This window comes from Flavobacterium sedimenticola, from assembly GCF_030053345.1.
GTDB lineage: Bacteria > Bacteroidota > Bacteroidia > Flavobacteriales > Flavobacteriaceae > Flavobacterium > Flavobacterium sedimenticola.
In genome coordinates, this window is the sequence record NZ_JASGBP010000005.1 from 21488 (window position 1) to 45919 (window position 24432).

The 24432-nt window shown below is 39.0% G+C and carries 26 protein-coding genes; 14 read left to right on the forward strand and 12 right to left on the reverse strand.

Annotated features, from left to right (window positions below; translation table 11 throughout):
• The first annotated feature begins 108 nt into the window (after window positions 1-108).
• Together QHT84_RS09075 and QHT84_RS09080 are read left to right on the forward strand one after the other, a co-directional pair.
• Window positions 109-924, forward strand: coding sequence for a 2,3,4,5-tetrahydropyridine-2,6-dicarboxylate N-succinyltransferase (locus QHT84_RS09075; RefSeq protein ID WP_283239245.1), 816 nt, complete (start codon window positions 109-111; stop codon window positions 922-924).
• Between the two features lie 24 nt (window positions 925-948).
• The gene (locus tag QHT84_RS09080) at window positions 949-1995 is read left to right on the forward strand and encodes a glycosyltransferase family 9 protein (protein ID WP_283239246.1); all 1047 of its coding nucleotides are present in this window, start codon (window positions 949-951) and stop codon (window positions 1993-1995) included.
• Here QHT84_RS09080 and QHT84_RS09085 read toward each other — a convergent pair.
• Together QHT84_RS09085 and QHT84_RS09090 are read right to left on the reverse strand one after the other, a co-directional pair.
• Window positions 1981-2799, reverse strand: a complete 819-nt coding sequence (locus tag QHT84_RS09085; protein WP_283239247.1) for a glycosyltransferase family 2 protein — start codon at window positions 2797-2799, stop codon at window positions 1981-1983. The genes QHT84_RS09080 and QHT84_RS09085 overlap by 15 nt on opposite strands.
• 12 nt (window positions 2800-2811) lie before the next feature.
• Window positions 2812-3642, reverse strand: a complete 831-nt coding sequence (locus QHT84_RS09090) for a glycosyltransferase family 2 protein (RefSeq protein ID WP_283239248.1) — start codon at window positions 3640-3642, stop codon at window positions 2812-2814.
• A 175-nt stretch (window positions 3643-3817) separates the two neighbouring features.
• Between QHT84_RS09090 and QHT84_RS09095 the strand changes: the two genes are divergently transcribed.
• Entirely contained in the window at window positions 3818-4636 is an 819-nt protein-coding gene (locus QHT84_RS09095; RefSeq protein WP_283239249.1) for a glycosyl transferase, read from the forward strand.
• Between the two features lie 144 nt (window positions 4637-4780).
• Here QHT84_RS09095 and QHT84_RS09100 read toward each other — a convergent pair whose 3' ends face one another.
• Both QHT84_RS09100 and QHT84_RS09105 read right to left on the reverse strand, forming a co-directional pair.
• Window positions 4781-5887 (reverse strand): glycosyltransferase family 4 protein, encoded by a 1107-nt coding sequence (locus tag QHT84_RS09100; RefSeq protein WP_283239250.1) that lies wholly within the window; start codon window positions 5885-5887, stop codon window positions 4781-4783.
• A gap of 21 nt (window positions 5888-5908) precedes the next feature.
• Window positions 5909-6454 carry a class I SAM-dependent methyltransferase gene (locus tag QHT84_RS09105; RefSeq protein WP_283239251.1) on the reverse strand — a complete coding sequence of 182 codons (546 nt, stop codon included), beginning with the start codon at window positions 6452-6454 and terminating at the stop codon, window positions 5909-5911.
• Window positions 6455-6923: 469 nt separating this feature from the next.
• Between QHT84_RS09105 and QHT84_RS09110 the strand changes: the two genes are divergently transcribed.
• From QHT84_RS09110 to QHT84_RS09120, 3 genes are all read left to right on the forward strand, one after another.
• Complete coding sequence (locus QHT84_RS09110; RefSeq protein ID WP_283239252.1) at window positions 6924-7499, forward strand: L-threonylcarbamoyladenylate synthase; 576 nt, start codon at window positions 6924-6926, stop codon at window positions 7497-7499.
• Window positions 7500-7600: 101 nt separating this feature from the next.
• Complete coding sequence (locus QHT84_RS09115; protein WP_283239395.1) at window positions 7601-9022, forward strand: CCA tRNA nucleotidyltransferase; 1422 nt, start codon at window positions 7601-7603, stop codon at window positions 9020-9022.
• 129 nt (window positions 9023-9151) lie between these two features.
• Window positions 9152-10171, forward strand: coding sequence for a COX15/CtaA family protein (locus QHT84_RS09120; protein ID WP_283239253.1), 1020 nt, complete (start codon window positions 9152-9154; stop codon window positions 10169-10171).
• A gap of 135 nt (window positions 10172-10306) precedes the next feature.
• Here QHT84_RS09120 and QHT84_RS09125 read toward each other — a convergent pair whose 3' ends face one another.
• The 8 genes from QHT84_RS09125 to QHT84_RS09160 form a co-directional block, all read right to left on the reverse strand.
• A complete protein-coding gene (locus QHT84_RS09125; RefSeq protein ID WP_283239254.1) occupies window positions 10307-10912 on the reverse strand; it encodes a thioredoxin family protein in 606 nt (201 codons plus the stop codon).
• A 6-nt stretch (window positions 10913-10918) separates the two neighbouring features.
• Window positions 10919-11404 carry a TlpA family protein disulfide reductase gene (locus tag QHT84_RS09130; protein WP_283239255.1) on the reverse strand — a complete coding sequence of 162 codons (486 nt, stop codon included), beginning with the start codon at window positions 11402-11404 and terminating at the stop codon, window positions 10919-10921.
• A 93-nt stretch (window positions 11405-11497) separates the two neighbouring features.
• On the reverse strand, window positions 11498-12253 hold the full coding sequence (locus QHT84_RS09135) for a LytR/AlgR family response regulator transcription factor (RefSeq protein ID WP_283239256.1): 756 nt from the start codon (window positions 12251-12253) through the stop codon (window positions 11498-11500).
• A 160-nt stretch (window positions 12254-12413) separates the two neighbouring features.
• Entirely contained in the window at window positions 12414-12716 is a 303-nt protein-coding gene (locus QHT84_RS09140; RefSeq protein ID WP_283239257.1) for a 2TM domain-containing protein, read from the reverse strand.
• A 2-nt stretch (window positions 12717-12718) separates the two neighbouring features.
• Window positions 12719-13018 (reverse strand): 2TM domain-containing protein, encoded by a 300-nt coding sequence (locus tag QHT84_RS09145; protein WP_283239258.1) that lies wholly within the window; start codon window positions 13016-13018, stop codon window positions 12719-12721.
• A gap of 2 nt (window positions 13019-13020) precedes the next feature.
• Window positions 13021-14358: a 2TM domain-containing protein gene (locus QHT84_RS09150; RefSeq protein ID WP_283239259.1), complete on the reverse strand. Its 1338-nt coding sequence runs from the start codon at window positions 14356-14358 to the stop codon at window positions 13021-13023.
• Between the two features lie 48 nt (window positions 14359-14406).
• The gene (locus QHT84_RS09155; protein ID WP_283239260.1) at window positions 14407-15027 is read right to left on the reverse strand and encodes a tetratricopeptide repeat protein; all 621 of its coding nucleotides are present in this window, start codon (window positions 15025-15027) and stop codon (window positions 14407-14409) included.
• A 195-nt stretch (window positions 15028-15222) separates the two neighbouring features.
• Window positions 15223-17376: a TonB-dependent receptor gene (locus QHT84_RS09160; protein ID WP_283239261.1), complete on the reverse strand. Its 2154-nt coding sequence runs from the start codon at window positions 17374-17376 to the stop codon at window positions 15223-15225.
• A 166-nt stretch (window positions 17377-17542) separates the two neighbouring features.
• Between QHT84_RS09160 and QHT84_RS09165 the strand changes: the two genes are divergently transcribed.
• The 8 genes from QHT84_RS09165 to QHT84_RS09200 all read left to right on the forward strand — a co-directional run bounded on the left by QHT84_RS09165 (window position 17543) and on the right by QHT84_RS09200 (window position 24406).
• On the forward strand, window positions 17543-17932 hold the full coding sequence (locus tag QHT84_RS09165) for a hypothetical protein (RefSeq protein ID WP_283239262.1): 390 nt from the start codon (window positions 17543-17545) through the stop codon (window positions 17930-17932).
• A gap of 148 nt (window positions 17933-18080) precedes the next feature.
• Window positions 18081-18470 (forward strand): hypothetical protein, encoded by a 390-nt coding sequence (locus tag QHT84_RS09170; RefSeq protein WP_283239263.1) that lies wholly within the window; start codon window positions 18081-18083, stop codon window positions 18468-18470.
• A 118-nt stretch (window positions 18471-18588) separates the two neighbouring features.
• Window positions 18589-19125, forward strand: coding sequence for an IS1096 element passenger TnpR family protein (locus QHT84_RS09175; protein ID WP_283239264.1), 537 nt, complete (start codon window positions 18589-18591; stop codon window positions 19123-19125).
• Between the two features lie 107 nt (window positions 19126-19232).
• Window positions 19233-20291 (forward strand): nucleoid-associated protein, encoded by a 1059-nt coding sequence (locus tag QHT84_RS09180; RefSeq protein WP_283239265.1) that lies wholly within the window; start codon window positions 19233-19235, stop codon window positions 20289-20291.
• A gap of 160 nt (window positions 20292-20451) precedes the next feature.
• On the forward strand, window positions 20452-22236 hold the full coding sequence (locus QHT84_RS09185) for a hypothetical protein (RefSeq protein ID WP_283239266.1): 1785 nt from the start codon (window positions 20452-20454) through the stop codon (window positions 22234-22236).
• A 113-nt stretch (window positions 22237-22349) separates the two neighbouring features.
• The gene (locus tag QHT84_RS09190) at window positions 22350-22616 is read left to right on the forward strand and encodes a hypothetical protein (protein WP_283239267.1); all 267 of its coding nucleotides are present in this window, start codon (window positions 22350-22352) and stop codon (window positions 22614-22616) included.
• A 46-nt stretch (window positions 22617-22662) separates the two neighbouring features.
• Window positions 22663-23559 carry an ABC transporter ATP-binding protein gene (locus QHT84_RS09195; RefSeq protein WP_283239268.1) on the forward strand — a complete coding sequence of 299 codons (897 nt, stop codon included), beginning with the start codon at window positions 22663-22665 and terminating at the stop codon, window positions 23557-23559.
• A gap of 10 nt (window positions 23560-23569) precedes the next feature.
• Window positions 23570-24406: an ABC transporter permease gene (locus QHT84_RS09200; protein ID WP_283239269.1), complete on the forward strand. Its 837-nt coding sequence runs from the start codon at window positions 23570-23572 to the stop codon at window positions 24404-24406.
• The last annotated feature ends 26 nt before the right edge of the window (window positions 24407-24432 follow it).

The following is a 24432-nucleotide window of genomic DNA, read 5'->3' on the forward strand; positions in this document are numbered from 1 at the left end:
TGGCCACAAAATACTATAATCAAATGCTTTGCATCTTTCTAAAAATGAAACTATATTTGTTCCCTATTGGTTTTTTAAAAAACGACCTTTTCAAACAAAACAAAATCCATGACAACAATACAAAATACCATAGAAAAAGCCTGGGAAAACCGCGCTTTATTACAAGACGAAACCACCATTAAAGCCATCAGAGACGTTATCGCTTTGCTCGATGCCGGAACCTTACGTGTGGCCGAACCTACCTCGAACGGTTGGCAGGTGAACGAGTGGGTTAAAAAAGCGGTAGTAATGTATTTTCCCATCCAAAAAATGGAAACTTGGGAAGCCGGTATTTTTGAATACCACGATAAAATGCTACTCAAAACCGGCTATGAATCAAAAGGAATCAGAGTGGTTCCGCCGGCTACGGCACGCTACGGTGCGTATATTTCGAAAGGGGTTATATTGATGCCCAGCTATGTGAACATTGGGGCTTATGTAGACGAAGGCACTATGGTGGACACTTGGGCCACGGTGGGTAGTTGTGCCCAAATTGGAAAAGACGTTCACTTGTCGGGCGGTGTTGGAATTGGCGGTGTTTTAGAACCGTTACAAGCGGCTCCGGTGATTATCGAAGATGGCGCTTTTATCGGTTCTCGTTGTATCGTAGTTGAAGGTGTTCGTGTAGAAAAAGAAGCCGTTTTGGGAGCCAATGTATGCTTAACCGCTTCAACAAAGATTATAGATGTTACCGGTAGCGAACCCAAAGAGTACAAAGGATACGTTCCGGCGCGTTCGGTCGTGATTCCGGGAAGTTACACCAAAACTTTTGCCGCCGGCGATTATCAGGTGCCCTGTGCCCTAATCATCGGCACACGCAAACCTTCAACCGATTTAAAAACATCGCTCAACAATGCGTTGAGAGAGTACGACGTAGCCGTATAATCGGCTGAATTCAACTAATTCCTTATGAAAGTACTGGTAATTCAAATCAAAATGATAGGCGATGTCTTGGCCAGTACTGTCATTTGTGAAACTATCAAAAAAAATCATCCCGATGCCGAAGTGCATTACATGATTCAAAAGAACACGTTGGCTGTGGTTGAAAACAACCCGTATATTGACAAAGTTGTTTTTTTCGACCCTAAAACGCACCAAGGCTTTCTGAATTTATACCGATTGGGCAGAACCTTAAAACAGGAGCATTACGATACTATTATTGACGTGTACGGTAAGTGGCAAAGCATTATTCCGGCTTACTTTTCGGGTGCTAAAAACCGAATCGGTCATTACAAAACCTACAATCGTTTTTTTTACACGCATAATGTGCACTCCGATTCTCAGTGTCATGGGGCAGCCAATGCCTACCGTTTGCTGTTGGCGAAAACGGCTTTGGGCAAGGAAGTGGATGTGATTTACCCTAAAATTCACCTTACGGATGATGAAATTCAAAAGGCCCAAAAAGAGGTAAAAACGCATTTGAATCCGGAGCAACCTATCCTCATGATTAGTATTTTGGGGAGTGCTAAAAACAAAAGTCTTCCCGATAAAAATATGGCGGAAACGCTGGACTTTATTGCGCAAAACAAAGATGCTCAATTACTTTTTAATTACATTCCGAATCAACTGGAAGAAGTGAAAGCCATCTACGATTTGTGTTTGCCCGAAACACAAGCTAAAATCAACTTGCCTTTTTATGCGAAGAGTTTGCGTGACTTTTTAGCGCTGTTGTCGCAATGCGATGGCTTAATCGGAAACGAAGGCGGTGCGACGAACATGGCCAAGGCACTTTCGATACCCACTTTTACGATTTTCAGTCCGTGGATTCGAAAAAAATCATGGGATGCCATGGAAGACGACATCCGTTATTTCTCGGTGCATTTGAACGATTACTATCCTGAAATTTACAACGAAGAACATCCCAAAAAGCTGAAGAAAAAAACAGCAGCGCTGTATCAAAAACTCACTGTTTCGCTTTTTAAAGATAAATTAGCCCGTTTTTTACAACGTATTTGAGTCGATACCGTTAGGTGTGCGAACTACTTTATTTTCGCGTGTGTTTTTTCGAATGTTGTAGTTTTTAGTCCACGTTTCTTCATTCACATAACCCCGCTTGTGGTCTAAATGAACGCAAATCGCGGAATAGCGAATCTGTTTCGACCGTAAGCCTAAATTAAATAAGCGTTCACCCAACTCTCTATCTTGTCCGCCGTACTGCATGTCTTGGTTAAATCCGTTCACAGCAACCAAATCTTTTTTCCAACCCGAGGCATTATGACCGTTCCAAGAGGCATTCGTTGGCGTAATCGCATTTAACAATCGGGCCCAAAATCCTTTTGCAATAAATTTGATGTTTTTGTAACTCGAAGGCAAGCCCTGATTTCTCAACCATTTCAAATCAAAACAACGTTGCTGCTGAATATCTTCTTTAGTGATGGCTTTGGAAATCGTCATCGGCAATTTAAAATAGCCTCCCGATAGGAAGTAGCCCGGCTCACGATTGGCCAAATGTGTGGCCACAAAATCCCGGCGCGGTATGCAATCGCCATCCGTAAAAATGAGGTAATCCGAACTTGAGGCCACTATGGCTTTGTTAAGAATTTGCGATTTCTGAAACCCATTATCCTCCTGCCAAACATGCACTATGGGAATAGGTATTTCGGTACGAAGTGCAGCAATTAAATCGGCTGTCGCTTGGCGGGACCCGTCATCGGCAATAATAATTTCAAAATCCTGAACCGTTTGGACACTAAAACCAATAATCACTTTCTCCAACCATTCTTCGGAATTGTAGGTACTGAAAATTACGGATGCTTTCATGGACATTATTTCTTAAGCAAAAGTATTATTTTTTAATTTATCAAGACCATGTTTGATATAGGTGATTTTGTGCTTACTGTTGTAACGTCGGATTTCAAGATTATGCTTGATTTTTTCATAATCTACATAGCCTCTCTCGTGATCCAAATGCACGCAAATGGCCGAATAGCGTATTTGCTTCGACAATAATCCTAAATTGAATAACCGTTCCCCCATTTCGCGATCTTCACCTCCATAGGTTAACAACTCATTAAAACCGTTTATGGCGATGATATCTTTCTTGAAACCCGAGGCGTTATGGCCGTTCCAAGATCTTTTGGTTGGGGTAAGCCAGTTCATAAAGGCCGCAAAATAGGTGTTGTGGACTAGTTTGGTTACTTTAAAATTCATAGCCAAACCCTGACGCTTAAGCCAACTCAACGTAAAGCAACGTTGGGTGATGATGTCTTCTTGCGTAATGGCTTCCGATATGGATTTAGGTAATTTAAAATACCCGCCTGAGAGAAAATAGCCTGCTTCTTTGTGTTTCAAATGCGTGGCTACAAAATCTTTTCTCGGGATGCAATCACCGTCGGTAAACAATAAATAGTCGGATTGTGATTGCAAAATGGCTTTATTCAGAATACGACACTTTCTGAAGCCTGCATCTTTTTGCCAAACATGGATTATGGGATAGTTGAACCGACCTTGAAACGAGGCAATGAGTGATTTGGTTTTTTCGGTCGAACCGTCATCGGCTATCACAATCTCAAAGTCCTGCTCTGTTTGAACAGTATATCCTGTTAAAACGTTGCGCAACCAATCTTCAGAATTATATGTAGATATGATGACCGACAATTTCATTGCTACAATAATACCAAAAAATAACCTCTTTTTTCCACTAAGCAGCAATATTATTTGCAAAACAGGCTCTCGCAGGCGGTTACCAGGAAAGTACATGGCTGACAAAGATGAGACAGGCTGAAGTTTACATCTGAAATTTAGTTACCTTTGTCCCATCCATTTTTTTCAAAGACGTATGAAATTAAAAGAATTGCCTTTCTCGCTCATTAAGACCTTGAAGTTAGTATCGATTCCGGTAAGTAAAATTAAAAATGCGCAAAGCGAAAAAATACCTGTTATCGTCTCCCTGACTACCATTCCGTCCCGAATGGATAAAGTGCACATTACACTACGAAGTATTTTGACCCAAACTAAAAGGCCTGAAAAATTATTGCTTTGGATTAATGAGAAAGACCAACATAATATTCCGAATTCGATTCAGAGTTTGGTAGGTGACATTTTGGAGTTGCATTTCACACCACACACCAGTTCACACAAAAAACTCATTCCAACCTTACTTTTGTATCCAGACCGTGTGATTGTTACTTGTGATGACGATTTGATTTACGAGTCGACTTGGTTGGAAAAATTATACCAATCACACTTAAAATACCCCAAAGACATCATCTGTAACAAAATCAGACAGATTGCCTTTGACGAGCATAATAATTTACAAGATTATAAAAAATGGGTGTTTAAAAATCCGAACGATCCCATCAAGAATATGGCTATCGGAGCCGGAGGTATTTTGTATCCGCCAAAATCGTTGCACGAATTAATCACCAACTATGAATTGGCCCTACAACTCGCGCCGAAAAACGATGATCTTTGGTTTAAAGCCATGGCGGTATTAAACAATACCACGGTAAGACAAGCCGATGACGTTACAACCGAGTTTTTACCGATTTACGGCACGCAAAAAATCTCTTTGAAAAAGATTAATGTCGATCAAAACTTCAACGTAAATCAGTGGCAGGATTTAACCAATTACTTCCAATTAAAAATCAATAATTAATTTTTTTTTGGTTTTTAACCAGTAATGTTTTTTGTTCTTTAATTTTTTTTTCTTATTGACTGTAATAAAAAACACCTTGCAATTCTTTTTTACACAAGAATTACAAGGTGTTTTTTAACTACAATTTAGTCACTTTAAATTTATTTATTGTTTTGAATTTTGTAGCACAAGATTCAATTCATCAAACATTTTTTTGCCAATAACCTCTTTGGTGTGATTATCCAATAGGAACTGATATCCATTTTTGGTTACTCTCTCTCTTAGTTGGCTATCATTCAAAAGAATTTGAACTTTATCAGCAAAATCTACAGGATTACCTACTTCAGCTAAAAGCCCGGTTTCATTATGAATTAAAAGACTAGGTATTCCACCGGCATTTGTGGCTACAACGGGTGTTTTACAAGCATAAGCTTCTAAAATAACGCCTCCGGCAGGTTCATCATTTGATGTAAAAAGCAATACGTCTAGCTCTGGCATTATCTGTGCAATATCGGTTCTAAAACCAAGAAAATAGACATCATCATCTAAACCTAACTCTTTAACTTGAGCTTTGACTTCAGCTTCTTTTGGCCCTTTCCCGACGAGTATGTATTTTGCCTTAACATTTCTGTCTTTTAGCTCTTTTACTGTTCTTACCCAGGTTTTGTGATCTTTAAACCATGTAAAGGCAGCAATGTTACCGATTAGTTTATAATCTCTCGGAATATTCAATTCATCGTGAAGCTTTCCTACCTTAAAAGAATTTTTAAACCTTTCTATATCCGTCAAAATACCAACTATGACAATTCTGGAATGGTCTTTAACCGCATGCTTGAGGACATCAACGACTGCCTGAGTGATACAAATGATTTTTTTGATCCCTTTATAATTGTATTTCCACTTTCTGAAGAAATTCGTATCAACCCTTACAGACAAAGTTCTACACAAAACCATAGGTATTTTCAGACCGCAAAAAACACCGGCTAATACAGAAATGGTGTGTGATTTACTATCATGTATGAAAAGCAGTTCCCCTTTAAAATCATCTGAAATCTTCTTTAAATCTAAAGCCGACTTGAACTTTGTTTTTGTTGTTATCGGTATGACATTTAAGTTTTTCTCTTTGGCAACTTTATACAATTCGGAATCAATAGGACAAACTATAATTTGGTCTTCTACATAATTTTTATCTCTAAAAATTTCATATAAGTATATTATTTTCTGCTCATGTCCTCTCCAAACTTTTGAAGCTGTAAACTGAATTAGTCTCATAAAAATTATATAGTGGCTACATTAAATTTCATAATTAAAAGTTCTTCCTTTTGTAAAAGAAACGAATGTAGCATCTAACTCATTGGGTTTTAAACCTAACTGTTTTCTTAACTGATTAACCAAATAGCGTTCTCCTTTTCTATTGGTATCATCAATAAAAATTGTAAAGTTCTCATCCAAATTGTTGATAAAATACTTAATGTTGGAAACCCTACTGTACCGCTTTTTAGAGGACCATCCGATTGGTCCGTCAATTAAAACCAAGTCAAATTTTTTATTCGCCAATTTTTCATTAACTATATTGCCGTCATATTCAAACGAGCGCTCCATTTCGGAACTTTTCACCGTTGGCGCATGAATAAAAGTGACTATTCCCTCAAGATTTTCATCCTGTAATAACTTTTTCACAATTAAAATCCATTCTGCAGATTCGTCAATAGTAACAATCGTAGCATTTAAATTGTTCATCTTTATCAAACGCGCGATTATAATTGTGGAAATTCCTGCACCAAATTCTAAAATGGATTTTTTGTTATTGATTACAATATCGTTAGCAATGTTTGCCATGAGTTTGAAACCCAACGAAGCTCTTGTAAATGGTAAATACCCGCCTTGGTGGTATAATTTATGGAGCAAAAAGGCAGGCAGCTCTTCATTTTTATGTTGAAAAAACTTCTTTATAAATAAATCTATTCTATGTTTTATCATTTCTATTTTTTCACAAAAATACATTTTTACTTTAATTGTTAAAGTAAATCTCAAGATATTTGATTGTAATTTAAGTGCATACGAGAACTGAAAAATAATCGCAGATACATTCCGGTCAATATGCCATTAACTAATAATTCGGAATCTGATCCGATTTAGAGTGTAACCATTTCAAAGGTATATATCCCATCTCGTAAATGAAGAGTGGCTAAATGGCTTTCAAATTTGCATGTAGCTTGGTAAAATTTTTCAAATTCCTATTAAAATAAGACGACTTTATCAGGAACTGTCTCTTTTTCGCTAATTTTGGCAATATTTTAAAATTAAAATGACTATTAAAGATACCAACGAAGAAGTACACAAAGCATTCGAGGTGATTAAAAACGGGGGGATTATTCTCTACCCTACCGATACCGTTTGGGGAATCGGTTGCGATGCCACCAATGAAGCAGCAATAAAGAAGATTTATGCTTTAAAGCAACGCGAAGAAACCAAGAGCATGATTGTGTTGATGAACGGCGAAAAAATGATGTACCACGTGTTCAAGGAAATTCCGGAAGTGGCTTGGCAGATTTTGGATTTATCGGAGAAACCAACCACCTTAATCTTGGACAATCCGAGAAATGTTGCGGCTAACATCATTGCTGAAGATAAAACGCTTGGTATTCGCATTGTTAAAGAACCGTTTTGCTTCAAGCTGATGGAGCGCATGAAAAAACCGTTGGTTTCGACCTCAGCCAATATCTCGGGGCAGCCTACTCCAAAATCATTTCAAGAAATCAGTCCCGAAATTTTAAAGGGTGTAGACTATGTCGTAAATTTGCACCACGAAAAAAACTGTGACAAACCTTCAACGATTATCAAGCTTACAAGCGATAGTCAGGTGAAGATTATCCGCAAATAAAACAAAGGTCTTCTTGTCATTTCGACCATCGGGAGAAATCACAAGAAAATGACCTGATGAGATTTCTCCTCCGTCGAAATGACAAAATAGAATCGGAATACATGAATTACACCAAAGCATTAGACCATAAAATATTTGAAATCATCTCCAAGGCAGCCCAGGAATTGCAACTGGAAAGCTATGTGATTGGCGGCTTTGTTCGTGATTTTTTATTGCAACGCGATTTTAAAAAAGACATTGATATTGTGGCCGTAGGTTCGGGAATTGATTTGGCACTTAAGGTATCCGAATTATTGCCCAACAAGCCCAAAGTACAAGTTTTTAAAAATTACGGAACCGCCATGCTGCGCTACAAAGAAATGGATATTGAATTTGTGGGCGCTCGAAAAGAAAGCTATTCTGAAAACAGCCGAAATCCGCAGGTAGAAGACGGCACGCTGGAAGACGACCAAAACCGCCGCGACTTCACCATCAATGCCTTGGCTTTTTCACTGAATCCCCATAACTTCGGTGATTTGGTAGATCCGTTTGACGGATTGGCGGATTTGAAAAACAAGCTTATTAAAACGCCTTTAAATCCCGATATTACCTATTCTGACGATCCATTACGAATGATGCGGGCCATTCGTTTTGCCACACAGTTGCATTTTACGATTGAAGCCAACTCCCTTAAGGCGATTGCCGATAATAAAGACCGCATCAAAATCATTTCAGGCGAGCGTATTGTGGATGAATTGAACAAAATTCTCGAAACGCCGAAACCGTCGATTGGCTTTTTGCATTTGTACCAAACCGGACTTTTAGATATTATTCTACCGGAGTTGACAGCGCTCAACAATGTAGAAGAAATGGAAGGTCATACCCATAAAAACAACTTTTACCATACCTTGGAAGTAGTGGATAACATTTGCCCGAATACCGATAACGTATGGTTGCGTTGGGCGGCATTGTTGCACGATATCGGTAAAGCACCGACAAAACGTTTTCATAAAAAACAAGGTTGGACCTTCCACGGGCATGAATTCTTAGGCGGTAAAATGGTGAAGAAAATCTTTGAACGATTGCACATGCCGTTAAACCAAAAAATGAAATTTGTGCAAAAAATGGTGATGATGAGCTCACGTCCTATTGTGTTAGCACAAGATATCGTAACCGACAGTGCCGTGCGTCGATTGGTGTTTGATGCCGGTGAAGATGTAGATCATTTGATGACCTTGTGTGAAGCCGATATCACGACCAAGAATCCTAAAAAATTCGAGAAGTACCACAAGAATTTTGAAATCGTACGGCGTAAAATCGTCGAAGTGGAAGAACGCGATCACATTCGCAATTTCCAACCACCCATTACCGGAGAAGAAATTATGAGCTTGTTTAATTTACAGCCGTCCCGCGAAATCGGCGTTTTGAAAGAAGCTGTAAAAGAAGCTATTTTAGAGGGAGAAATCCCGAATGAATACCAAGCGGCCTATGATTTTGTGTTGACTAAGGCCGAAAAAATGGGGTTGAAGAAAGTGGCGAATTAAAAGCTTTTTCATCCAAAAATTAATAAATTATTATCATTTGTTAGGAGTCGAAATAGACAAAAGCAATATAAATTTACACCTTGGTTACTCGGCTACCCAAACCCTCAGTAACTCAGTGATTCAAAAGATATGAAAAAAGACAAAGCCGTTATTTATTGGCTCCTTTCCGGTTGTGTTTTAGTGTTTATCATGGTAGTAGTTGGCGGTATTACACGCCTAACGAATTCGGGGCTGTCGATGACCGATTGGCATTTGGTGACCGATACGTTCCCGCCGATGAGTGATGCAAAATGGGTACAAGCCTTTGAAGAATACAAGAAGTTTCCGGAGTACCAAAAAATTAATATCCACAACGATTTTCAGTTAGACGATTATAAATTCATTTATTTCTGGGAATGGTTTCACCGTTTTATCGGTCGCATTATAGGCTTGGTTTTCATTATTCCTTTCGTGTATTTTTTACTGAAAAAGAGAATTGACAAAGCCACGTTAAACAAATGTTTCGTGTTACTCGGCATGGGTGCTTTACAAGGCTTTTTCGGTTGGTTTATGGTAAAAAGCGGTTTGGTAGACAATCCCGATGTGAGTCATTTTCGTTTGGCACTGCATTTAACCTTTGCGTTTATCACGTTTGCCTATACCCTTTGGGTAGCGTTGGATTTGATTTATCCGGAACGCAAAGAAGTGATTGTACCCTTGAAAAAAGTAGCCCGAGTGACTTTGGCATTCCTGGTGCTACAAATTATTTACGGTGGTTTCGTGGCCGGATTGAATGCCGGATTGATTCACAACCATTGGCCGTTGATGAGTGACGGACAGTTTTTTCACGACAGTATTACCCTGGAATACGACAGTTGGCTGTTGCGTTTGACCGAAGGCAAAAGCGGCGTACAGTTTGTACACCGAACCATGGCCTATGTGGTGGTCGGTTTGATTTTGTACTTGTATTTCAGCAGTAAAAAATACGCGCTTTCGGCGCAACAAAAAAACGGCTTGAACGCTTTGGTTGTTTTGGTATTTATCCAATTTGCGCTGGGTGTATTCACCTTGTTATACGGTGTGCCGCTTTGGTTGGGATTGACACATCAGGTGGTCGCTTTCTTTTTACTGACGGCGATGACCTATACGTTACACCGCTTGAGTAAATAAAACGATAGACCGCGTTAGGGGTTGAGGCTTTGTTGGAGCTCCTCGAAGAGAGCGACTGCCGAAAACCCGGCCTCTTGAGGCAACGCCCAAAATAAAAAAAGTCCCGCCGGTTTACCTAGCGGGACTTTGCTTTTTTTAAGACTTTTTCTTGGCTTTTATACTGCATCCAATGGCTTTGGTGACTGCCGGTGAAGGTGCTTCGCCTTTGTCGAGCGCTGCGATGGCATTTTCGAGATATTTTTCCTTAACCGCTGAGGCATCATCGACATTGTCATCGATGGCGCCGATGTAGTGCACGACCAAATTTTTATCTAATAAAAATACATGCGGGGTTTTGGTGGCGCCGTATTGCGGGTAAATTTTTTGGCCTTCATCGACCAAATACGGAAACGCAAACTTTTTGTCCTTGGCTTTGGCCTGCATCAACTCGTAAGTATCATCGGGCTGCACTGCGGGATCGTTGGGATTGATAGCCAACAAGACGTAGCCTTGCTTTTTGTACTTTTTGGCCAAATCGTTGATGCGATTTTCATACTTTACGGCAAACGGACAAGTATTGCAGGTAAACACCACGATAAACCCTTTGGCGTCTTTGTAATCAGACATGCTGACCATTTTTCCGTCAACCCCTTTCAGTTTGAAATCGGTGGCTTTGTCGCCGGGTTGGTATCCGGTGGACACCGTAGTTTCTCCCACAAACAAACTGCTGAAGAAGAAAATCAATAAGGATAGTACTTTCATAAACGTTTAATTATTAGGATGGATAAATGATGTTACAAAAGTGTTGAGCTGTTCGTAGCTCTCAAAATCGGTTTCGGCAAAGAGCTGTTGTTTCCCCATCAGAATCAAGGTCGCTGGTATCGAACCCGACCAGTTTTTATCGATTTTGGGCAGCCAGGTATTGTAATCTTTGTCGGAGAGCAAAAGCACTTCGGCGGTGATTTTTTTCTTTTTGACAAAAGGAATTAATTTCTTTTCCAAATCTTTGCGGCTGTCTAAACTCACCAAAATCACTTTTACCTTTTTGTTATCGGTGTGGAGTTTTTCAAAATGTGGTAACTCTTTGATGCACGGTCCGCACCAAGTCGCACAAAAATTAATCACATAGATGGTGTCATTCGCTTTTAACACCTCCTTTTGAAAGGCATCAAACTTTTCATAGACTTTAATTTCCTGTGCCTGAAGCAGTAAATTGCCCGCCAACAAAAACAACAAAACGTATATTTTTTTCATAAAAAAAGGCTAACCAAAGTGTTAGCCTTACGAATTTACTATGTTCGTTTGAAGATGGGGAACGACTTAACAAAATTTTACCAACTTTAACATTTACCCCAACCACTCCTTAAAATCGTTGACGCGCTCGCGGGCCACGATGACTTCATCGGCTTTAAAAGTGGGCAAAATTACTTTCAAACGCGAATTGCTGTGGAGTTGAATTTCTTTGATGGCTTTCATGGGCAGAATGAATTTGCGCGAGATGCGAAAGAAATCGGCCGGGTCGAGTTCGGTTTCCAATTGTTCCAACGTGCTGTCGAGCAGGTAATCGCGATTCTCTTTGGTATGCAGATAGGTGCCTTTGTTTTCACTGAAAAAACATTCAACCTCATCAATATCAATCATTTTGAGTTGTTGTCCCATTTTGATGGTGAAGCGTTTTCGATAGTTTCGGTCGATGGGATTGACCAACATTTTTTTGATGAGTTCAAAGTCGAGTGCCAAATTGGGCGCTGAAGTATTTCGGGCTTTAAACTTATCGATAGCCGTTTTCAAATCGTCCTCATCAATAGGTTTTAATAAATAATCGATGCTGTTGAGTTTAAATGCACGCAACGCGTATTCGTCGTAGGCAGTGGTAAAAATAACAGCACTTTGGATGTTGATGGTTTCAAAAATTTCAAAAGACAAACCATCGGACAATTGGATATCGAGAAAAATCAAATCGGGATGCGGATTGGCGTTGAACCACTGAATGGATTCCTCTACTGAATGTAACAAGGTGTTTACCATCAGCCCTAATTTTTCCACTTTGCGTTGGAGCAATCGGGCGGCGGGTTTTTCATCTTCTATGATAATAATATTCATATTCTTTTATAACAATTATTGCATTCGTTTTAGTTCCGAATGTCCACCGGACATTCTCCTTTTAATTTCAAATGTCTTCTATGATAATAATATTCATTGTTGTAAGTTGTAAGTTGTAGGTTGCGGGTTGCTTTATATTACTTTCAACCTTCAATAGGAATTACTCCCATTTATTTTTCTTTTCTTGTTCCATCAATTGTTTGATTTTCTTTTCCTCCCAATCGCTGCCCAAAATAATGCTCGGAACAAAAACCGATATGGCGTGCGAAGCCAAGCCGATACCCCAAAAGAAAGCCGTGGTAAAGTTTTTCCAGTGCCATAGGCCTTCTGAGGAATTTTGAACATTCACCACAAAAAGCACTATGTTGATGACCACATAAACTGCAGCATGCGTGTAGAAGCCTTTAATTCTCTTAACTTTCTTGGCCGCTTCGCGGTACTTAATTTCCTCTAAAGTTTCCATAGTTATTCAAATTTATTTCTTTTACGCGTTTCTTCTTCCATAAACTGTTTGATTTTTCGCGCTTCCCATTCGGAGTTAAAAAAGGGTGACCATTGAAAAACTTTTACGGCATGAAAAAATAAACCGATTCCCCAGCCGAACATCGACCAAAGAAACCACAGATACTGCGGTGTATAGCGCAAATTGATAAAAATAAGTACGCCTATCACCACCACATAGGACGATAAGTGACTGTAAAACCCTTTGATCTCTTCTACTTTTTTACGGGCGCGTTGGTAACGCTCTACTTCGTTTGATTCCATGATTAGCTCCATTTATGATTGTTGTTGTTTTCTTTGTTCAGTATCTCCTGTATTTTTCGTTCTTCCCAGCTTTTCCCATAGCCAAAAGTTTCCAGCGCATGGAAGGTTAGTCCCATACCCCAGCCCAACATCGGGAACCAAAACCATTGAAAAGAAGAGGTTTTGAGATTGATAAAAACCAGAATCGGGATGACGAAACAGTACGAAACTAAATTTCCGTAAAAGCCTTTAAGCTTTTCCACACGTTCTTTGGCTTTGATATAGGCCATATTTTCGTTATAAATATTTTGAGTTTCCATAATGACTACTTGTTTGGTTAAAATAGGTATTTTGACTTTGAACGCTTCGGCCGTTTCTTCGACCAAGACTTTTCGTTCCGAGATCAATGCATAGCGATTGACGATATTTTGTAAACCAACACCTCTGCGGTCTTGCAGTACCTCTTTTTTCTGCAAATTGTTTTCCACAATAAGGTAATTGTTATCGATATAAATTTTGATGTGTAAGGGCCGCTGCTCACTCACTACGTTGTGCTTTATGGTATTTTCCAATAAAAGTTGCAGCGAGAGCGGTACGACTTTGGCTTCGGGATGATTAAAATCGGAAGGCAGTTCGTAACTGATGCTGTTTTCAAAACGCATTTTGAGCAAATTCATATAGGTTTTCGCGAAGTCTAATTCTTCTTCTACCGAAACCAATTCTTTGTCTCTTTGTTCCAAAACATAACGGTAAATTTTAGATAATGAAGTGGTAAAACGCTGTGCATTATCGGGGTTTTCCTCGATTAAAGAACTTAACACATTTAAGCTGTTGAACAAAAAATGCGGATCGATTTGGTTTTTTAAACTCTCAAATTGGGCCGAGGCTGTGCCGGCAATGACCTTTTGTTCTTTGACCTTGTTATCGGCATACGCTTTGTAAAAATAGAACGCATAAAACGCTAAGGTCACAATCAGTGTAATGATGATAGAAACCAAATAGTTCGCCATTTGCTCCTTACCTAAAAAAACGGCTATGGGTGTTCCTTCCACGATGACATCTTCAAAAACACGCAGTAAGAAAATCACGAAGATGGAAACGGTAAACGAGAGCAAAAAACCGATCAGAATTCTTTTGGGTGTAAACCGATCGGATTGGTACACTTTATCCAAATACATAAAAATAGCGGCATTGGACAAGTATAATGAGAGTCCGTACAGCATGGTATATCCGAAATTCACGAGCAATCCATAATCCAAACGGATGGTGTTTCCGGTAATGAGACGAATCAACAGCAATACCAAAAAGATGGCTAACGAAATGATTACGGCTCTGGGAATTTCTTTAATTAGTGGTTTCATGTTTTTCTGTTTATACGCTACAATACGCTTCTGTTGAATAGAAATCGTTTATTGACAGTTTTTCAATGCTTCTTGGGCACGGTCTAATCCCCATTTCGGGTGAAAAGGCGATTCCGGTTGGTATTTTTCAAACAACGAAACGGAATAACCGATTTCATCGCACAACTTTTTCACATCGGCGCCGGTCCATTGGGCTCCGCCCATTTCAAATTCGGCTTTGCAAAAAACCACACGCGGATTTTCGGGTGCCAAAAATTTAGCCTTGGTATACAACTCCATCACTTTAGGCGAATACTTCATTCCGTTGACCATCGGATCTTGTACAATCATCGCCGTGTAAATCATGGCTTGCATCACCAATAATTCCGGGTTATTCGGACTCAAAACAGTAGCATTATCTTGGGCGGTTTGCGCTTTGTCCAGTAATGCCGCTACTTTAGCTTTGTTGGCCGGATTAAAAGCTTCAGTTGTATTAATCAAAGCTACATAATAATTGGGTAACCAATTGCTTTTTTCTGCTGAAGCAATGCGCTCCATCAAATCGGAGGCTTCTTGGGCTTTACCCTCTCTCCAAAGACCAAGTGATTTGGCCATTCCTTGTTCGTACTGAGATTGTGCGCTTAATAACGAACACACTAAAAATGCTACGGTGGTAATAATTTTTGTCATGATTGTCAATTGTTTTTGTGATGATTAAAACTTTTTTTTAAAATTATGAATCAAAAGTAGGTTGGTTTTTGGGGAGGTAAAACTCATTTGTACCGAACTGTTGATTTTTGGGGATGAATTGTTTCGGAAAAGGTTCTGAGGTTCTGAGATGATGCGATTTTAACCCATTGCCATTGAAAATCAGCGACTTATCCTCTATAGATTATTCAACTGATTGTCTTTTTTATTCTCACTAATGGTCCAAAAGAAACCCACAAAGAAAAACTGATCGGCTGTTGGTCTGATGGCGCGTCTGTTATACACGCCTGTCTCATTGGGCGTATTGGCATATTCATACCCAAAAACATTGGTTGTACCCAAAACATTGGACACCGAAAAATACAAAATCTTTTGTTGCGTCATTAAATAGGCCCAACCCAGACTCAAATTATTATAGCCTTTAGTACGACCACTCATGAATGCCACTTCATTCGGATTGTTGTACGGACGTCCCGTAGTAAAGCTGTTAGTGACGCTCAACTGCGATTTCCATTGGTTAATCCACCACTTGGAAACCACACTCAAACTGTGTTTGGCTACGAAGCTCGGCGTGGCTTCGACACTAAAATTTTTATAGTCCCTTTGGGTGTCGATGTACGAATACGAAACCCAATATTCTACATTTTTCACTGTGGCATTGTCTCTCCAAAAAACATCCAACCCTTTCGCATAACCAAAACCCGAATTGGTATATTGAGAATCAAACTGTGCTACTTCGGTGTCGAATTTAACCAAGTTATCGTATTCCTTCCAATACCATTCGGCTCTGAAAGTTCTGCGGTCTTTGCTGTATTGGTAATTAAAGATGTAATGCGTTGCCTTTTCACTGCTCAGATCATCGGCATATTTTAAATAGTCGGGTTTAGGTGCTTGCGTAAAATTCCCGTACGCTACAGCGAGCTGCCCGTTTTTTGAAACTTTGTATGCCAGTGAAACCCTCGGTGAAAGCACTTTTTCTTTCAGCAAACTATTGTTGGAAAGTCGGGCGCCCAACTTCATTGCCAATTTTTTAGAGAAGAAAATATCCGTTTCGGCAAAAAGGGCGGCTAGGTTGGCATTGTAATTACTGGTAAATGTATCGCTGTCTATCGGTTTGAAATTTTCTTCAAATCGGGTCACAAAAAAATCGCCGCCAAATGATAACTTTAGCCTGTCTGAAAATGATTTTTTGAGTTTCACTTTTATATGAGAGGCGTGTTCGGAATTCGAAACAGCATCCGTGGCAATACCAATCTTATTCCGGCTGAAACCATAGCTCAAACCGGAAAACAACTGCCATTGCCCACTAAAATTGGCTTTATAAGATGAATTCAGATAAAAATTGTTGTTGTTCAGATCGACCCTGATTTTATCGGGATGGTTAATGGTTTCGCTGTTAATGTCGAATTGTGAGGCATCAAAAGCGGCATATAACTTAAACATCCCGTTATCGAAACCGTGACGGTATACGGCTTCTCCCGAAAGCGATTGAAACGGTTTGTTCCAATCGGCACGCTGCGGAAACACTTTTTGATACGGCTCTAAATTGATGTAGGCCGTATTAAAACTCAGGGAATTGGTTTTCCATTTTTGGGTATTGGCCAATCCTAAACCAACGGTCATCAAGGAGATATCGGTCTTTTCTTCCGTAGCTTCGTCTTGCGTATTCAATAACAGTACGCTCGATAACGCTTCGCCGTATTCGGCCGAATACCCTCCGGTAGAAAAGGACATGCCGCTGAACAAAAAAGGGGAAAATCGACCGCGGGTAGGCACATTGGCCGTCGTAGCACCGTAAGGTTGCGCCACGCGTATCCCGTCAATAAATGTTTGGGTTTCATCGGCTTCACCGCCGCGGACAAAAAGGCGGCCGTCTTCACCCACAGTTTGTGTTCCGGGTAAGGTTTGTAAAGCCGAAACAATATCGCCTAAGGCACCGGCTGTGGTCACAATATCCAAAGGCTTCAATACGGATACACGGGCTTTTTCTCCGGCATCGAAAGTACCGGCAGTGACTACCACAGCATCGAGCGTGTTCACACTCTCTTTGAGTGTAAAAGATTCATTTTGACACTTCGCCACATCAATGGCTACTTTAAGTGTTTCGTACGTTAAGAAACTAATCACCAATTCTTGTTTACCGTTGACGGTAGTGGAAAATTCAAACCGTCCTTGTTCGTCTGTCGAAGCGCCATCGTAAGTGCCTTCAATAAAGATATTAGCTCCGGCTATAGGCTTGCTCTTTCCATCGAAAACAGTCCCTGAGATGGTTTGCTGTGCACGACCCGCAAGAACCAAAAAAAGAAGAAATAAAGTGTAAAATGGTTTCATGTTTTTGCTTTTGATAGGACAAAGTTGCATTGGTAACTAAAACAATAAAACAGTACTTTACTGAACTGTAGTTTTTTAACGATGAACTGTAAAATATTAACATTACAAAAGTTGAGTTTGAGATAAAAAATGATTAGCATTGTGGTATTAATAATACCACTAACTCATGAAAATTATCAAGTCGCTGTTTGCTTTCGCCGCTATTTTCACTTTAAACTCCTCCTCTGCCCAATCTATCACTGAAAAATGGCCCCAAATAAAAGCATATCATGACGTAATGGTAAAATCGTTCCACTCTTCGGAAGCCGGAAACCTGGAATCCATCAAGATGAATTCGGCTTTATTGTTGGAAAAAGCCGAGGCCTTATCAGTAGAAACCATGCCGGAGGAATTCAGAAGTCCGAAACTCATCGAATCATTAGTCTTATTAAAGAAAGAAACCAAAACGGTAAACGAATTGGTGCTTCAGAAAGCAGCCGACAGTCAAATTATCGAAGCCTTATCCAAATTGCACGAGACTTTTCACAAAATAGCTGGCATGTGTCAAGCGGTTTAGCCATAAACTTCGGATTGATGAGGTTTTGTAATTTTCCATCGAAAAATGGGTTCGAAAATGAACGCCAACCGTAAAAAAATGATTTGTAAACACTTTTGTTTCAAAAAAGTAACTATAATTGCATAACAATTTCTAAAAACAATACATCATGAAAATAGTTAAAACATTGCTTTTTGTGTTACTGATGGCCGGGTTCCAACAAGTAAACGGGCAAACCATCTTAACCAAATGGGAAAACTTAGGAAACTTTTCTGAGGTTTTGACCAAAACCAATTATGTGGCTAATGAAGGACTTTATGACAAGCTAAACCAGATTACGCCTATTTTAGCTGATTTTTCAGAAAAATTGGACGTGAACAATATCCCGGAAAAATTAAGAACTCCAAAGGTTAATGAGGCCATTGCCAAACTGAGAAGCCAAACCAAAAGTTTGAATAATTTGGCTTCGAATAAATCATCCAAAGAAGATTTGCAAAACGAACTCAATGCTATCAATCTGACATACAAAGAACTGATAGCACTTTGCAATTTAGACTAATCTCAAAACCTGGTTTTCACCGGGTTTTTTTAGGCCAACTATTTTTCAACAATTTGCTGCAGACAAACCTTTTTTCACAAATAAAATTTACCTTTGTCGGCTCATAAAAAAAAGGATTATGATTTATAAATTCAGAGCCATATTAGATGCCGTGGAGGATATTTTCAGGGATATTGCCATACAGGAAGACGACACTCTGGAAGATTTGCACAATGCCATTGTAAACGCTTTCGGATTTGACGGATTGGAGGTTGCTTCTTTCTACACTTGTGATGACCAATGGAATCAGGAAGAGGAAATTGCGATGTTTGATTCGGGGGATGTTCCCGGAGAGCAAAAAATCATGAGCGATTATACCTTAAATCAGTTGTTGGGTGAAGACCAAACGAAGATTATTTATGTGTATGATTTTATCAATATGTGGACATTTTTAGTCGAATTGGCCGCCATTGAAGAAGCCGAACCGGGCGTTTCCTATCCGAGCTTGTTGTTCTCACACGGCGAATTACCTGCAGCAGCTCCGGAGAAAGAGTTTGAAGCCGAGAACGAAGATTTTTACTCGGAATTTGAAGACGATTTAGACGAAGATGATTTGGATATGTTTGGCGGTGATGACAGTTTTGAAGACTACGGATTCGAAGAAAACTGGAACTAATCAAGTGACCTGCTGTTAGCTTTTAGCTTTCAGCACAAAATCATCATATTACTAATTTACAATTCTAAATTTGCTAAAAGCTAATCGCTAATAGCCAACTGCTAACCATGATCAATTTATTCAACGCCCATATCGAAAGTTTATCCATCCACCGGGTGGGTAACAAAAGTCGTAACGAAGCCATTTTCTTGTCGGAGCAACCTTATGCTTTGAACGACGAAATTGTACCGTTACTCAAAGAATATTTCTTCAAACCGTTTCGCGAAAAGGAAGAGAACTATTATCAGTTTGCCCATGATGTTGATTTAGAATACAACGACATGTTCAATTTGGCGAGCGAAATCTTTGCCAATCCGAGCGAAGTTCACGAAGTTTCTAAAAAAATCACCAAACATTTATTCGAACAATCCAATCATCCGCACATCAAAAACGGGGAAGTGTATGTGGCGTATTTCAGCCATCTATCCATAGACAATACCACGGTGGACGCCATCGGTGTTTTCAAGAGTGAAATCAAAACCGATTTCATGCAGTTTGAAGAAAAAGGCAATTCTTTGGAGATGATTTTACAACAAGGCATCAACCTCAACAAGCTCGATAAAGGTTGTTTGATTTTCAACCATAAAAAAGAAGAAGGCTATAAAATTTTAACCGTAGACAGCAACCGCTATGATGCCCGCTATTGGTTGGAGCATTTCCTTTCGGTTGATGCTTTTCAGGATGAAAACTTCTACACCAAAAAATACCTGAAATTCTGTCAAGGATTTGCCAAAGACGTCGTGTTCCCGGCAGAAGACAAAAAAGAAGAAGTGATGTTTATGAACCGTTCGGTTAACTTTTTTGCCAAAAATGACGAGTTTGAGGAAAGTAAATTTTTAAACGAAGTATTAGACAATCCCGATTTAATTCCGGAATTTAAAAACTACAAAGTAGATAAAGGCGAAAAATACAGTATCGAAGACATTACTAACTTTCCTATTGCGAATGCTGCAGTTACCGATGCCCGTAAATCGATTAAAAATGTGATTAATTTGGATACCAATATTCAAATCAAATTGGATTTTATCAATCCGGAAAGTGCCGAGAAATTTGTAGAAAAAGGTTGGGACGAAGAAAAGCAAATGTATTACTACTTGGTTTATTTTAACAAGGAACAGAAAGGTTAATTGCCCGCTACATAAAATACCTCCCCGATTGGTCAAACAGCCGGGGATTTTTTTATGAGATGACAATAATTTTATATCTTTCACGTTTACTATAAAAATTGCCATGTCCTTAAAACACCTTATCTGTTTCCTACTGTGCTTTATGTTGTGCCAAAATAGCGTGGCGCAACAAAAAACGCATAGCGGTAACGATTCGGTAAAGGTGTACAATAACATCGAAAAGCTTTCCAAGAAAAGTAACTTCAACAAATTCGTCTATCGATTGCTTTTCAAATCCAATCGAAAAGCCAAAGTGACTTCCGGCACCAAAAGGAAACGCTTTATCATCAAAAAATCGTTTGATCGCAACGAAGGAAAAATCATCCGCAGTATCAATATCGAAACGCTTGACCCTTTCGGCTATAGTGTTGACAATTACAAAGACCAACCCGAGAAAGGATTCGAAAGATTTGGAAATCGTTTGCATATAAAATCGAAAAATTGGACCATTCGCAATCTCTTACTTTTTAAAAAGAATGACCCTTTAGATTCCATCATCGTTAAAGAATCGGAACGTTTGATTCGAAGGCAACGCTATGTCCGAAGCGTGTTGATAAGACCGGTAGAGATTCCGGGGAGTAAAGATTCTGTTGATGTATCGGTACGGGTTTTGGATTCGTGGAGCTTAATCCCTAACGGAACGCTTTCGAGTTCACAAGGGAGTTTCGAAATCACAGAGCGCAATTTTTTAGGACTTGGGCACGAATTTGAAAATGATTTTACCAAACGATTCAATTCTAATCAAACTGCCCAATACTCAAGGTATTCGATTAATAACATTAAAAACACGTTTATCAACGCAGGGTTTACCTACGAAAACTCATTGAAGAATTATACCACCAAAAGTGCTAAAGTAGAACGACAGTTTGTCTCGCCGCTGACCCGTTTGGCTGGCGGTGCTTATTTTGAAGATCGATTCTATATCGATTCACTACCCAACGCAAGCGGTACTTTTGAGAATCAAAATTTTAAACTGCAAACTCAGGAATATTGGTTCGGTCATTCGTTTAAAATTTTTAAAGGAAAAGACGAAGATTTCAGAACGACCAATTTAGTGACTTCCATAGGATACAAAAGAGTTGCTTACACCGAAACACCCGATATTACCTATGATCCGACTCGCTTTTTTAATTCCGAAAAGCTGTATTTGGCTACCATCGGTTTAAATACCCGAAAATTTGCGGAAGACAAATATTTGTTCAACTTCGGTATTATTGAAGATATTCCTTATGGTCAGGTGTATGCCTTAACCGGCGGTTTTCAGGAAAAAAATTATACCAAGAGAAGTTATTTCGGAGGTCGGTTTTCCTATGGTGATTATTTTTCATTTGGCTATTTAAGTACTAATGTCGAATGGGGAAGTTTTTTTAATAACGGTTGCACTGAAGAAACTACATTTAAAATTGAAGGACATTATTTTACTAATTTACAATACTTAGGCGATTGGAAAATCAGACAGTTTATCAAACCGGCTCTAATTATAGGGAATCACAGAGCACCTATTATCAAAGATCGGGTTCTCATTACAGATGACACCGGCATCAAAGGATTTAATAACCCGTTACTCAACGGAACCCGAAAATTATCAATAGCTTTTCAGACCCAAACCTACGCGCCCGGAAATTGGCACGGTTTTCACTTTAGTCCGTTTTACAACATGACCTTTGGTTTTTTGGGAAATGAAAACGATAAGACGCTGGACGGAAAACTGTATTCTAAATTTTCTTTGGGCGTTTTGATTAACAACGATTATTTGGTTTTTAACAGCTTTCAAATCTCATTTTCATTCTATCCTTCTATTCCCTTTGAGGGCAACAATATTTTCCAAACCAATTCATTTAAAAATAACGACTTAGCGTTGCCTGACTTTCAAATTGGGCAACCTGTCATTGTCCCTTACAAATAAAAATGTAAGGTATTTACTTCTTAAAATGTTAATGTCGTACATTTAATCGATTATATTTTGCCTTTTGACGATTAAATCTTACGTTTACGTTACCAAAACCAAAACCTTATCCTATGAAAATCAATTACTTAAATCAGGGAATGGTGAAAAAAAGTTATCGCTGTTCTCTATTGGGACATCGCTTTGTAGAGACCAAAAAAATAAACAACCACTTTAGTGAATACGAATGCGACGTTTGCCGTTTGCAAGCGACCAACGATTACCGAGGTCATAAAATAACACTGACTTCTAAGCTTAAAGACATCAATGAGACGTTGTTTTATCTGAATTTGAAGAAAGAATTTGTTGCTCGTTTTTACTTCTCCAAAAAAGACCGGTAACAAATTTGGGTTTCAATCGTCATACCATAAATCAAAAAACTGACCCTTGGAATCACCCATACTTACCATTCGGAATTTAAAAAAAAATTACGGCAAAATTCAGGCCGTAAAAGATGTGTCGTTAGAAATACACAAAGGAAATGTTTATGGAATCTTAGGCCCTAACGGTAGCGGAAAATCAACTACCTTAGGCATTGTGCTCAACGTAGTCAACAAGACCTCGGGAGAGTATAGTTGGTTTGGCGGTCAAATGCAAACCCACGAAGCCCTCAAAAAAGTAGGAGCCATAATCGAACGGCCCAACTTTTACCCTTACATGACCGCCAAGGAAAACCTCGAATTGGTATGTAAAATAAAAGGGATTAACTACAGTAAAGTCAACGAAAAACTGGAAATTGTCGGGCTCATCGAAAGAAAAGACAGCAAGTTCAAGACTTTTTCATTAGGGATGAAACAACGATTAGCCATTGCTTCTGCCTTATTGAACGATCCCGAAATATTAATCCTCGACGAGCCTACTAATGGGTTAGATCCACAGGGAATTCATCAAATCAGAGATATTATCCGCCTAATTGCCTCTCAAGGAACTACTATCTTGTTGGCTTCTCACCTGCTCGATGAAGTAGAAAAAGTGTGCAGTCATGTGTTGGTCTTACGATTAGGCGAAATCTTATACAATGGCACGGTTAACGGAATGATTGCTCATGACGGGTATTTCGAATTGCAAGCTGCCGATATGGCTAAACTCACTGAAGCTTTGGAGCATCATCCTGATTTAGAAAAGACAATACTCACAGAGGGTAAAGTAAACGCGCATTTTAAAAACCACACAGATGCGGCAGCCCTTAATAAATACTTAATGGAACGACATATTTATTTAAATCACTTGGTATTAAAAAAATTGAGTTTGGAAGAGCAATTTTTAACATTAACCAACAAATAATCGCCGGGATATGAAAAGATTACTCGCCATCGAATTGCAAAAGATATGGAAAAACAGAGCCAGCAAAGTATTAACCATCGGGTATTTTGTAATTCTCTCCTTTATTGCCTTGATTGCCTCTATAAAATTTGATTTCGGAAATTTTAAAATCCATTTTGCCGAAATGGGAATTTTTAACTTCCCGTTTATTTGGCATTTTAATACTTGGATGGCATCATTGCTGAAATTCTTTTTGGCTGTGGTTATTGTATCGATGATGGCCAACGAATACAGCTATGGCACGTTAAAACAAAACCTGATAGACGGCATGAGCAAAAAAGAATTTTTGCTTTCCAAATTTCTTACCGTATTGGCATTTGCATTAGGCTCGACTTTTTTCGTATTTGTCATGTCGCTGTTGTTAGGCTATAATTTTTCTTCTTATACCGAAATCGGAATTGTTTTCTCCGACATGGAATATTTATTGGCCTATTTTGTAAAGCTACTCGGCTTCTTTTCTTTTTGTTTGTTTTTAGGCGTACTCATCAAACGCTCAGCCTTTGCTATTGGGTTCTTATTCATCTGGTTTTTGATAGAGAAAATTTCATACGGGTTCATGAAATTTGAAATTTTCGACAAAAATCCGATGGTAGATAAGATATACGCTTTTATGCCTCTGGAATCGATGAGCAATTTAATCATAGAACCTTTCACACGTTTGAGTGTGATACAAAACATACAAACGGCCGTTGGAGAGAACAATACCAAAGACTATGACATCCATGTCTCTTCCATTTTAATCGTATTAGTTTGGACCGCCATTTTCTTATTTTCATCCTATACCATAATCAAAAAACGAGATCTATAATCAATCCTTCTTCAATTCTTAAAGAA

Excerpts from the sequence above, each read along its gene's own strand:
- QHT84_RS09130 (WP_283239255.1), bottom strand. The coding sequence starts at position 11,404 with ATGAAAAAAATATACGTTTTGTTGTTTTTGTTGGCGGGCAATTTACTG.
- QHT84_RS09190 (WP_283239267.1), top strand. The coding sequence starts at position 22,350 with ATGAAAATCAATTACTTAAATCAGGGAATGGTGAAAAAAAGTTATCGC.
- QHT84_RS09105 (WP_283239251.1), bottom strand. The coding sequence starts at position 6,454 with ATGGCAAACATTGCTAACGATATTGTAATCAATAACAAAAAATCCATT.
- QHT84_RS09120 (WP_283239253.1), top strand. The coding sequence starts at position 9,152 with ATGAAAAAAGACAAAGCCGTTATTTATTGGCTCCTTTCCGGTTGTGTT.
- QHT84_RS09160 (WP_283239261.1), bottom strand. The coding sequence starts at position 17,376 with ATGAAACCATTTTACACTTTATTTCTTCTTTTTTTGGTTCTTGCGGGT.
- QHT84_RS09090 (WP_283239248.1), bottom strand. The coding sequence starts at position 3,642 with ATGAAATTGTCGGTCATCATATCTACATATAATTCTGAAGATTGGTTG.
- QHT84_RS09170 (WP_283239263.1), top strand. The coding sequence starts at position 18,081 with ATGAAAATAGTTAAAACATTGCTTTTTGTGTTACTGATGGCCGGGTTC.
- QHT84_RS09115 (WP_283239395.1), top strand. The coding sequence starts at position 7,601 with ATGAATTACACCAAAGCATTAGACCATAAAATATTTGAAATCATCTCC.
- QHT84_RS09180 (WP_283239265.1), top strand. The coding sequence starts at position 19,233 with ATGATCAATTTATTCAACGCCCATATCGAAAGTTTATCCATCCACCGG.
- QHT84_RS09110 (WP_283239252.1), top strand. The coding sequence starts at position 6,924 with ATGACTATTAAAGATACCAACGAAGAAGTACACAAAGCATTCGAGGTG.
- QHT84_RS09075 (WP_283239245.1), top strand. The coding sequence starts at position 109 with ATGACAACAATACAAAATACCATAGAAAAAGCCTGGGAAAACCGCGCT.
- QHT84_RS09080 (WP_283239246.1), top strand. The coding sequence starts at position 949 with ATGAAAGTACTGGTAATTCAAATCAAAATGATAGGCGATGTCTTGGCC.
- QHT84_RS09145 (WP_283239258.1), bottom strand. The coding sequence starts at position 13,018 with ATGGAATCAAACGAAGTAGAGCGTTACCAACGCGCCCGTAAAAAAGTA.
- QHT84_RS09095 (WP_283239249.1), top strand. The coding sequence starts at position 3,818 with ATGAAATTAAAAGAATTGCCTTTCTCGCTCATTAAGACCTTGAAGTTA.
- QHT84_RS09135 (WP_283239256.1), bottom strand. The coding sequence starts at position 12,253 with ATGAATATTATTATCATAGAAGATGAAAAACCCGCCGCCCGATTGCTC.
- QHT84_RS09175 (WP_283239264.1), top strand. The coding sequence starts at position 18,589 with ATGATTTATAAATTCAGAGCCATATTAGATGCCGTGGAGGATATTTTC.
- QHT84_RS09155 (WP_283239260.1), bottom strand. The coding sequence starts at position 15,027 with ATGACAAAAATTATTACCACCGTAGCATTTTTAGTGTGTTCGTTATTA.
- QHT84_RS09125 (WP_283239254.1), bottom strand. The coding sequence starts at position 10,912 with ATGAAAGTACTATCCTTATTGATTTTCTTCTTCAGCAGTTTGTTTGTG.
- QHT84_RS09200 (WP_283239269.1), top strand. The coding sequence starts at position 23,570 with ATGAAAAGATTACTCGCCATCGAATTGCAAAAGATATGGAAAAACAGA.
- QHT84_RS09165 (WP_283239262.1), top strand. The coding sequence starts at position 17,543 with ATGAAAATTATCAAGTCGCTGTTTGCTTTCGCCGCTATTTTCACTTTA.
- QHT84_RS09140 (WP_283239257.1), bottom strand. The coding sequence starts at position 12,716 with ATGGAAACTTTAGAGGAAATTAAGTACCGCGAAGCGGCCAAGAAAGTT.
- QHT84_RS09100 (WP_283239250.1), bottom strand. The coding sequence starts at position 5,887 with ATGAGACTAATTCAGTTTACAGCTTCAAAAGTTTGGAGAGGACATGAG.
- QHT84_RS09085 (WP_283239247.1), bottom strand. The coding sequence starts at position 2,799 with ATGAAAGCATCCGTAATTTTCAGTACCTACAATTCCGAAGAATGGTTG.
- QHT84_RS09150 (WP_283239259.1), bottom strand. The coding sequence starts at position 14,358 with ATGAAACCACTAATTAAAGAAATTCCCAGAGCCGTAATCATTTCGTTA.